Source organism: Rhodococcus sp. HM1, assembly GCF_023218075.1.
Taxonomy (GTDB): Bacteria; Actinomycetota; Actinomycetes; order Mycobacteriales; family Mycobacteriaceae; genus Rhodococcus.
Genome location: NZ_JALPTB010000122.1, coordinates 1 through 9,544, shown reverse-complemented (window position 1 = coordinate 9,544; position 9,544 = coordinate 1). Strand labels below are relative to the sequence as shown.

Here is a 9,544-nt window from a genome sequence, read left to right as displayed (position 1 = left end):
ATGCCCGCGTTCCTTGCTGTCCTGGATGCCTGAGAACACCCAGCTCACAAGGGCGCGGGCCCTTTTTCAATCACCGACACGGCAATGGGGTCGATCGACACCCGCCCCTACCAAGTGCGAAGAGCCGCGAAACGATGGCCACCGCCGGCAACTGCCCGGCCGGCGGCTGGCAGATCGACCTGCCCGGGGGCGGAACCGTCGAACTCCCGGCCGGTGCCGCGATGTCGACGCGCACGGCGGGGGACTCCCGGGATTCGCTGTGGCGCGAGGTCACCGTCATCGCCGCGGACGCGGTGTGGGCGGACGCGGCCTGTGCGACCGCCCTGCGCCGAGGCCTCGGGGCGATGCGCTGGCTCGAGCAGTACGGTATGCCGGCCCGCCTGATCGACGAGAGCGGCCACACCCACACCACCGCCGCGTGGTCGAATCCCCGGGCCGCCTGACGGTCGTCGCGTCGTTATCGCCCGGCAGTCGAATTCGCCCACCGCTTCGGAATCCGCTCCTCCTGCGGCACGAGCGAATTCGCAGAAGCCGCGTAGATCGTCAGCTGTTGCGGAGCCGCCGGTACTCGCGGATCAGCGCGTCCGTCGACGAATCCCCCAGGGATGCGGGCTCTTCCGGCTCGGTCAGCGCCGGTTCCAGCGCGAGCGCCTGCGCCTTGCCGAGTTCGACACCCCACTGGTCGAACGAATCGATACCCCAGATCACGCCCTGCACGAACACCTCGTGTTCGTACAGCGCGATCAGCTGACCCAGCGTGGAGGGGGTCAGCGACGGGGCCAGGACCGTCGTCGACGGGCGGTTGCCGGGCATCACCTTGTGCGGCACCAGCGCCTCGTCGGTGCCTTCGGCGCGGATCTGCTCGGCGGACTTGCCGAACGCGAGCACCGTCGACTGCGCGAAGAAGTTCGACATGAGCACGTCGTGCATCGAGCCGCGTCCGTCGATCGTCGGCAGGTCGTCGAGGGGGCGGGCGAAGCCGATGAAGTCCGCCGGGATCAGGTGCGTGCCCTGATGCAGGAGCTGGTAGAACGCGTGCTGGCCGTTGGTGCCCGGCTCACCCCAGAAGATCTCCCCGGTCGGATAGTCCACCGCGGTGCCGTCCGAGCGCACCGACTTGCCGTTCGACTCCATCGTCAGCTGCTGCAGATACGCGGGGAACCGCACCAGATCGTTGCTGTAGGGCAGTACCGCGCGGGACTGCGCCCCGAGGAAGCTGGTGTACCAGACGCCGAGCAGACCGAGCAGCACCGGCGCGTTCGATTCGAGCGGCGCCGTCGCGAAATGGGTGTCCATCGCGTGGAACCCGGCGAGCAGTTCCGCGAACCGCTCCCTGCCGATCGCGGCCATCACCGACAACCCGATCGCCGAGCCCACCGAATACCGGCCGCCGACCCAGTCCCAGAACCCGAACATGTTCTCCGGGTCGATCCCGAACTCGACGACCCGCTCCTTGTGGGTGGACACCGCGACGAAGTGCTTCGCGACGGCGTCCTCGCCGAGCGCCGCGACCAGCCAGCGCCGCGCCGCGGTCGCGTTCGACAGGGTTTCGAGCGTCGAGAACGTCTTGGACGCAACGACGAACAGCGTCCGGGCCGGGTCGAGACCCTGCAGGTTGTGGGTCAGATCCGCCGGATCGATGTTGGAGACGAACCGGGCCTCGACACCGGCGTCGACGTAGTGCCGCAACGCCCGGTACACCATCACCGGACCCAGATCCGACCCACCGATGCCGATGTTGACGACCGTGGTGATGCGTTCCCCTGTGGCGCCGCGCCACCGGCCGTCACGGACCCGGTCGGTGAATTCACCCATCTTGTCGAGCACCGCGTGCACGTCGGCGACGACATCCTGGCCGTCGACGGTGAGCGTCGCCTCGCGGGGAAGCCGCAGCGCCGTGTGCAGCACCGCGCGGTCCTCCGAGGTGTTGATGTGCTCGCCGGCGAGCATCCGATCGCGGTGTGCTTCGACGCCGCACGCGCGGGCCAGGTCGAGCAGCAACTCGCGGGTGCGGCCGGTGATCAGGTGCTTGCTGTAGTCGATGTACAGGTCGGCGGCGGTGAGCGTGAACGCCTCGGCGCGACCCGGTTCCGCCGCGAACAACTCGCGCAGGTGCAGCGACTCGATCTCCGCACGATGTTCGGCGAGCTGTTGCCACGGGGCGGTTCGCGTCACGTTTTCCATGTCTGCAGAGACTAGTGCGGAACGGAAGTTACCGGTCGGTCGGAAACCGATGTGAAATGCGCGGGCGCATGATGGGGACATGGACATCTCGGAGATGCTGCGAACCGTGCCCACCGATCTGTTCCTCGGCGGCGACTGGGCCGCTGCGGAGAACGGCGCGACCTTTCCCGTTCATGATCCGGCGACCGGGAAGGTCCTCACCGAAGTCGCCGACGCGAGTCCCGCCGACGCGGCCAGAGCACTGGACGCGGCGGTCGCGGCCGGGCCGGAGTGGGCGGCGACCGCGCCCCGCGAACGCGGTGAGCTGCTGCGCGCGGCCTTCGAGGCGGTCACCGCCCGCGCCGAGGAGTTCACCTTGCTGATGAGCCTCGAGATGGGCAAGGCGCTGCCGGAGAGCCGCGCCGAGGCTCGCTACGGCGCCGAGTTCCTTCGCTGGTTCTCCGAGGAAGCGGTCCGCATCGCGGGCCGCTACACCCATTCGCCGGCCGGTACCGGGCGCATTCTCGTCACGAAGCAGCCCGTCGGCCCGTGCCTGGCGATCACGCCGTGGAACTTCCCGCTGGCGATGGGGACCCGCAAGATCGCGCCGGCGCTGGCCGCCGGCTGCACGATGCTCGTCAAACCGGCGTCGGCGACCCCGCTGACGATGCTGCTGCTCGCCCGGGTGTTCGAGGAGGTGGGCCTGCCGACGGGTGTGCTCTCGGTGCTGCCGACCTCCCACGCGGGTGCCGTGACCGGTCCGCTGCTCGACGACCCGCGACTGCGCAAGCTCACCTTCACCGGGTCGACGAGCGTCGGCCGCGCCCTGGCCGAGAAGGCAGGGCATGCGATGCTGCGCACGTCGATGGAACTCGGAGGCAACGCGCCGTTCCTGGTGTTCGACGACGCCGATCTCGACGCCGCGGTCGACGGCGCGCTCGCCGCGAAGTTGCGCAACGGGGGCGAGGCCTGCACGGCCGCGAACCGGATTCACGTCGCGAACTCCGTGCGTGAGGAGTTCGTCGCGAAACTCACCGAGAAGATGGCCGCCTACCGGCTCGGACCGGGCACCGATCCGGACACGACACTCGGACCGCTGATCGACGCCGACCAGAAGGACACCGTCACCACCCTCGTCGACGATGCGGTCGCGAACGGTGCGCGGGTGCGGCTCGGTGGCAAGGTTCCGGACGGGCCGGGCTGGTTCTACCCGGCGACCGTCCTCGACGACGTCCCGACGTCCGCGCGGATCCTGCGGGAAGAGGTCTTCGGCCCGGTGGCGGCGGTGGCCGGATTCGACACCGAGGACGAAGCGATCGCCGCGGCCAACGCCACCGAGTACGGCCTGGCCGCCTACATGTACACGCGCAGCCTCGATCGTGCGCTGCGGGTGTCCGAGGCGATCGAATCCGGCATGGTCGGGGTCAACCGCGGGGTGATCTCCGACGTGGCCGCGCCGTTCGGCGGGGTCAAGGCGTCGGGGATCGGACGGGAAGGCGGACATGAAGGCATCGAGGAGTACCTCGAAACCAAGTACATCGCCTTCGAGTAGGCCGACGGCTACGGCCGGAAGCCCGTGCGGCTACCGGCCGAGTCGGTTGTGGCTACTACTGGCCGAGTCGGCCGCGGCCGAGGCGGAGCAGCAGCATCGCCAGGGTGTGACCCTCCTGGCCGAGATCGCTGAACCGCTCGAGCACCTTCATCTCACGGCTGTGCACGAGACGGGTGCCGCCGGAAGCCATGCGGGTACGGCCGATGATTCGCGAGACCTCGGTGCGGCGTTTGACCGCGGCGAGAATCTCGGCGTCGAGTCGGTCGATCTCCTTGCGAAGTTCGTCGATCTCCGCCTGGCTGGCGGGGACGTCGGCGGCAGAGTCGGATGTGGCAGCGTCGATGTTGGTGCTCATGTCATCTCCTCGCGTCAGAACTGGGATCGCTCCGGAACCGGTGGGCGTTACCGCCGGAGGTGGATCAGGACCGTGCGGTCAGGCGTCGGTGCTGGGAAACCGACACCGTAGTGCATCCTGTCCATCCGGTCGACAGCGGTCACATGACATGCAAACCAGTCTGCCATCCGTGGAATCCGGTCGCCAAGTAAGGGCGACCTGGCCGGAACGTCCGGATCGCCCGTCTACGCGATTGTCGGGGTCCGCCGGTAGTTTGGCACGACGATGAACACTCCCGTTGCCTTCGGCCACCCCGACTCCGATTCACCCCGGCGAGCGAGTGCGGATTCGTCCGACTCGCTGCTCGCGGGCCTGAATCCCCAGCAGCGGGAAGCGGTGACCCACGACGGTGGTCCCCTGCTCATCGTCGCCGGCGCCGGCTCCGGCAAGACGGCGGTGCTCACCAGGCGGATCGCGTACCTGCTCGCCGAGCGCGGTGTCGCGGCCGGTCAGATCCTGGCGATCACGTTCACGAACAAGGCCGCGGCCGAGATGCGCGAACGCGTCGCGCAGCTGGTGGGGCCGCGTGCCAACAGCATGTGGGTCTCGACGTTCCACTCCAGCTGCGTGCGGATCCTGCGGGCCCAGTCGGCCCTGCTGCCCGGCATGAACTCGAACTTCACGATCTACGACGCCGACGACTCGCGCCGGTTGCTCACGATGATCGCCAAGGATCTCGATCTCGACACCAAGAAGTACTCGGCGCGCCTGCTCGCCACCCAGATCTCGAACCTGAAGAACGAGCTGATCGATCCGCAGGAGGCCGCCGCGGACGCGGACGGCGACCCCGCGGAACTGCCGCGCATCGTCGCGACCGTGTACGCCCACTACCAGCAGCGGCTGCGGTCGGCGAACGCCTTCGACTTCGACGACCTCATCGGCGAGACGGTCGCGCTGCTGCAGGCTCATCCGCAGGTCGCCGAGTACTACCGGCGCCGGTTCCGCCACGTGCTCGTCGACGAGTACCAGGACACCAACCACGCACAGTACGTGCTGGTGCGCACGCTCGTCGGTGAGGCCGGAGACGGGAGTCCGGTGCCGCCGAGCGAACTGTGCGTCGTCGGCGACGCGGACCAGTCCATCTACGCCTTCCGTGGCGCGACGATCCGCAACATCGAGGAGTTCGAGCGCGACTACCCGGACGCCCGGACCATCCTGCTCGAGCAGAACTACCGCTCCACGCAGAACATCCTGTCGGCGGCCAACTCCGTCATCTCCCGCAACGCCGGACGCCGCGAGAAGCGGCTGTGGACCGACTCCGGCGAGGGCGATCTCATCGTCGGCTATGTCGCCGACAACGAACACGACGAGGCGCAGTTCGTCGCCGCGGAGATCGACCGGCTCACCGCCGCCGGGGAGGTCAAGTTCGCCGACGTCGCCGTCTTCTACCGCACCAACAACTCCTCCCGGGCACTCGAGGACGTCTTCATCCGCCACGGCGTGCCGTACAAGGTCGTCGGCGGGGTGCGCTTCTACGAGCGCAAGGAGGTCCGCGACCTGGTCGCGTACCTGAAGGTGCTCGCCAACCCGGACGACACGGTGAGCCTGCGCCGCATCCTCAACACCCCGCGCCGCGGCATCGGCGACCGCGCCGAGGCGTGCGTCGCGGTGCACGCCGAGCGGCTCGGGATCGGCTTCGGGCAGGCGCTGGCCGACGCCGCCGCCGGCCAGGTCGCGTTGCTGAACACGCGTTCCCAGAAGGCAATTGCCGCGTTCACCGAGATGCTCGACCGACTGCGCGCGATGCTCACCGAAACCGACTCGGACGGAAACGAACTCGTCGATCTCGGTGATCTGGTGGAGGCGATCCTCGAACGGACCGGCTACCGTGCGGAACTCGCCGCGAGCGACGACCCGCAGGACGGCGCCCGCCTCGACAACCTCAACGAGTTGGTCAGTGTGGCAAGGGAATTCAGCTCCGATGCGCGCAATGCGGCGGGGCTGGAGGAGATCGAGCGGGACGAGGGCGATCCGGAACCTGGATCGCTGCCCGCATTCCTCGAGAAGGTCTCGCTCGTCGCCGATGCGGACCAGATCCCGGAGAACGACGACGGCGTCGTGACGCTGATGACGCTGCACACCGCCAAGGGCCTGGAGTTCCCGGTCGTGTTCGTCACCGGCTGGGAGGACGGGCAGTTCCCGCACATGCGCGCGCTCGGCGACCCGGCCGAGCTGGCCGAGGAACGCCGCTTGGCGTACGTGGGGATCACGCGGGCCCGACGTCGGCTCTACCTCAGCCGCGCGGTCCTGCGCTCGTCCTGGGGTCAGCCCGTGTCGAACCCGGAATCGCGTTTCCTGCAAGAGATTCCGCAGCACCTCATCGAATGGAAGCGGGAGGAGCCGGTTCGTTCGGCCGGCCACGCCATCGGGTCCGGACGCTCACGCGGCTACGGCGGCGTCGGATCCGGCTTCGGGGGCGGTTCGGGCTTCGGTGGCGGCTCCGGATCGGGCGGCGGGTTCGGCAGTGCGCGCGCCCGCAACAATCAGCTGGTGCTCGCGGTGGGGGACCGGGTCAGTCACGACAAGTACGGGCTCGGGACGGTGCTCGAGACGAAGGGGTCGGGACCGACCGCGACGGTCGTCATCGACTTCGGAGGCGCCGGCAAGGTGCGGCTGATGCTCGTCGGCGGCGTGCCGATGGTCAAGCTCTAGGGGAGAGGTGGCGCCGGGGCTCCGGTCACGGGGTTCCGGCGCGGAATTGCTGCCGAGTGGGCCGATTCAGTCCTGCTCGATGCCGAGGCTGATGCCCCGGGTGGCGAGCCACGGAACCGGGTCGATCTTGTCGGTGCCGTTCAGATGCACCTCGAAATGCAGGTGCGGGCCGGTGGAGAAGCCGCGGTTGCCCATCGTCGCGATCTGGTCGCCCGCCATGACCTGCTGGCCCACGGTCACCAGGGTCTGGTCGATGTGGCCGTAGACGGTGACGGTGCCGTCGGCGTGCTGCAGGCGGATCCACAGGCCGAAGCCGGAGGCGGGACCGGAATCGATGACGACACCGTCGGCGACCGCGAGGATCGGGGTGCCGATCGGGCCGGCGATGTCCACACCGGCGTGCAGGGTGCCCCAGCGGGCACCGAAGTTCGAGGTGAACGTGCCGATCGCGGGGAGGACGAACAACGGGCGGCGGGCGGCGGCCTCGCGGGCGGCACGCTCCTCGCTGAACCGCTGGCCCTTCGCGAGCAGGTTCGAGAACTGGGAGAGATCGTTCGGGTCCGCGATGTTGAGGACCTGCGGCGCCTGCGACGGAGCGGCGCCGTCCGAGGCGGTCGCGGCGAACTGGGAAGCCTGCGGTACCGCGGTGGCGGTGATGACGTTGGAATCGGACTCGTTCGCCGCGAGTGCGACCTCGGAGTGCTCGGATCCCTGCGAGGGCCCGTTCGTTGCGGCCTGGCCTGCGGCGACGACTGCGCCGGCCGCCACGGCGAACACCGCGGCGCGGCCCTTGAGCGCGCTCGGCGGTGTCGGGATGCGGTGGGCGCCGCCGCGGCGGCCCGGGGCATCCACGTCGACCGGTTCGTTCTCGTAGTAGGTCTCGGCGCCGGCGTCACGGAAAGCGGCCTGCCCGTAGTAGGACCGGTCGGCGTAGGACTGCGCGGCGGTCGGCTGGTCGTCGCCGTAGTGGTAGGGGGCGTCCGTGTAGTAGTCGGACTCGTAGTCGTAGTACCCGGACTCCGTGTAGTAGCCGGAGTCTGCCGAGTACCCAGCGCCTGCGTAGTGGTCGGTCTCCGATGATCCGTCGTGGACCCCACGGCTGGTGAGCTGACTGCTCGGGCTCATTCGCCGTTCCTCCCGTTCGTGACCTGACCGTTATTTCGACCAAAGGGACCGTAACGAAACGATCGCTGGGCTGGCAACCCATACGGGAGACACGCCCAGGCGCTGTGAGCGGCATCACAGTCTCACCTGCGGCGAAAGCGGAAACATTCCGCTCTTGCCCCGGCGATACAGAACATTTCGGTGTGTCACGGTCCGGTGACATATCGGTCGCGTAGCGTCGCCCCGTGTCGAACCGCCCCACACCACTCCGATTCGGACTCGCACTCTCGGTGCTGGGTGCCCTCGCCGTCGCGGCGGCGCCGCTGCTGCCGGTCGTGCGGGCCGGAACCGGCGCCGTGGGGTCCGCGATCCTCGCCGCCGCGATCGTCGCCGCGATCACCGTGTCGGCGATCCCTGTCGCCGCCTTCGCGGTCGCGCGCCGATCGGCTACCGCAGCCGGCGCCCTGCTCGCGGGGGCCGGGGGTATCGCCGCGGGCGCAGCGCTCGCCGATCTCACCTTGTTCGTCGACGCGATCGACGCGAACAGGTTCGAACTGTTCCGTCCCGTGACCGCCGCGGCGCTCACCGGCGGACCCGGTGCCGCGATGCTGCTCGCCGGACACCTGTGCGCGGTGCTCGCCGGTGTGGCCGGTGCGATCGCCGCGGGCGGCGCCCCGCACGCCGACGAGAGACCGGTCGGCACCCGGCCGGGTACGCCCGTCGTCGCCGGGATCGTCGGTGCCGCGACGGTGGTGGCCGTCGGGTTGCTCGCGCCGGTGGTGGTCTCGTCGGACCCGGTGATCGTCGCGCGCGGGGTGCTCGATGCTCCCGCGACCACTGCGCTCGGCGGTGTGCTTACCGCGACGTTCGCGCTCGTCACCGTGGCGTGGGCGCTCAGTGCGGGAACGACGGCCGCGGCGGGCGCGATCGCCGGGACCGGAGCGGCCGCGCTCGCCCTGCTCGCACCACGATTTGCCGCGGGCCTGGCCGGGGACCGGCTCTCACCCACGCCGGCGACCGCCGCCGGGACGATCGCCGCGGTGCTCCTCGTCGTCCTGGCCGCGGCGATGCCCGCGGCCGGTGCGCGGCGTGCCGCCCGCCCGGCCCGGCCGGGATCGACTGGTGTTCTCCGCTCCGGCCGGGCACACGCCGTCGCCGGTGTCCTCGGTCTCCTCACCGCCGCGCTCGCCGTCGTCGGAGCACTGTTGCCCACGCTCTCCGTGCCGGCCGGCCACGACGTCCCGGATCTGCCGCAGACCCGCGTGCTGCTCGTCGCCGGGCTGCTGCTGGCGGCGCTGAGCGTGTGGCTGCTGCTGTCCGCCTGTGCCGAGACGGTGCGTCCGGCGGTTGCGGTGCCGATCGTCGCGGTCGCGGCGACCGCCGCCGCAGTACTGCAGGCGTGGGTGGTGGCCGCCGACCTGCCGGGAGTCGGCGCCGGTCCGGGGACCGCCGTCGTGTTCTGCGCCCTGGTGGGTGCGGCCGCCACCGGTGTCGCGGTCCTCGTCGCGGGGGCCGCCGAGCGCGATCGGATCGACACCTCGGCCGAGCTGCACGTCACCGCGCGCACGCGCGTGGTCGTCCTGGTCGCGGCCGTCGCGTGCATCGTCGGGTCGGCCGTGCCCCTGTACCACGGTGCCGGGTCGCTGCTCGCCTATCCCTGGGGATACGACGTGTGGGGG

7 protein-coding genes are annotated in these 9,544 nt (G+C 70.0%); 4 read left to right on the top strand and 3 right to left on the bottom strand.

Annotated features, from left to right (window positions below; genetic code table 11):
- Nucleotides 1-134 precede the first annotated feature (134 nt).
- Nucleotides 135-443 carry a hypothetical protein gene (locus tag M1M07_RS31170; RefSeq protein ID WP_248676631.1) on the top strand — a complete coding sequence of 103 codons (309 nt, stop codon included), beginning with the start codon at nucleotides 135-137 and terminating at the stop codon, nucleotides 441-443.
- Between the two features lie 100 nt (nucleotides 444-543).
- Here M1M07_RS31170 and pgi read toward each other — a convergent pair whose 3' ends face one another.
- Nucleotides 544-2,184: a glucose-6-phosphate isomerase gene (gene pgi, locus M1M07_RS31165; RefSeq protein WP_197255402.1), complete on the bottom strand. Its 1,641-nt coding sequence runs from the start codon at nucleotides 2,182-2,184 to the stop codon at nucleotides 544-546.
- A gap of 79 nt (nucleotides 2,185-2,263) precedes the next feature.
- On the opposite strand from pgi, the gene M1M07_RS31160 reads away from it, so the two are divergent.
- Nucleotides 2,264-3,715 (top strand): NAD-dependent succinate-semialdehyde dehydrogenase, encoded by a 1,452-nt coding sequence (locus M1M07_RS31160; RefSeq protein ID WP_248676630.1) that lies wholly within the window; start codon nucleotides 2,264-2,266, stop codon nucleotides 3,713-3,715.
- A 55-nt stretch (nucleotides 3,716-3,770) separates the two neighbouring features.
- Here M1M07_RS31160 and M1M07_RS31155 read toward each other — a convergent pair whose 3' ends face one another.
- Nucleotides 3,771-4,070 (bottom strand): chorismate mutase, encoded by a 300-nt coding sequence (locus M1M07_RS31155; RefSeq protein ID WP_197255404.1) that lies wholly within the window; start codon nucleotides 4,068-4,070, stop codon nucleotides 3,771-3,773.
- A 264-nt stretch (nucleotides 4,071-4,334) separates the two neighbouring features.
- Between M1M07_RS31155 and pcrA the strand changes: the two genes are divergently transcribed.
- Nucleotides 4,335-6,761, top strand: a complete 2,427-nt coding sequence (gene pcrA, locus M1M07_RS31150) for a DNA helicase PcrA (protein WP_248676629.1) — start codon at nucleotides 4,335-4,337, stop codon at nucleotides 6,759-6,761.
- A gap of 66 nt (nucleotides 6,762-6,827) precedes the next feature.
- Here the strand turns inward: pcrA and M1M07_RS31145 are convergent, their stop codons facing one another.
- Entirely contained in the window at nucleotides 6,828-7,886 is a 1,059-nt protein-coding gene (locus M1M07_RS31145; RefSeq protein ID WP_248676628.1) for a M23 family metallopeptidase, read from the bottom strand.
- Between the two features lie 224 nt (nucleotides 7,887-8,110).
- Here M1M07_RS31145 and M1M07_RS31140 point away from each other — a divergent pair.
- A partial coding sequence (locus M1M07_RS31140; RefSeq protein ID WP_248676627.1) for a hypothetical protein occupies nucleotides 8,111-9,544 on the top strand: 1,434 nt, incomplete at its 3' end.

Bases quoted from the DNA above. Each gene is read 5' to 3' on its own strand.
- M1M07_RS31170 (WP_248676631.1), top strand. From the start codon at position 135: ATGGCCACCGCCGGCAACTGCCCGGCCGGCGGCTGGCAGATCGACCTG.
- pgi (WP_197255402.1), bottom strand. From the start codon at position 2,184: ATGGAAAACGTGACGCGAACCGCCCCGTGGCAACAGCTCGCCGAACAT.
- M1M07_RS31160 (WP_248676630.1), top strand. From the start codon at position 2,264: ATGGACATCTCGGAGATGCTGCGAACCGTGCCCACCGATCTGTTCCTC.
- M1M07_RS31155 (WP_197255404.1), bottom strand. From the start codon at position 4,070: ATGAGCACCAACATCGACGCTGCCACATCCGACTCTGCCGCCGACGTC.
- pcrA (WP_248676629.1), top strand. From the start codon at position 4,335: ATGAACACTCCCGTTGCCTTCGGCCACCCCGACTCCGATTCACCCCGG.
- M1M07_RS31145 (WP_248676628.1), bottom strand. From the start codon at position 7,886: ATGAGCCCGAGCAGTCAGCTCACCAGCCGTGGGGTCCACGACGGATCA.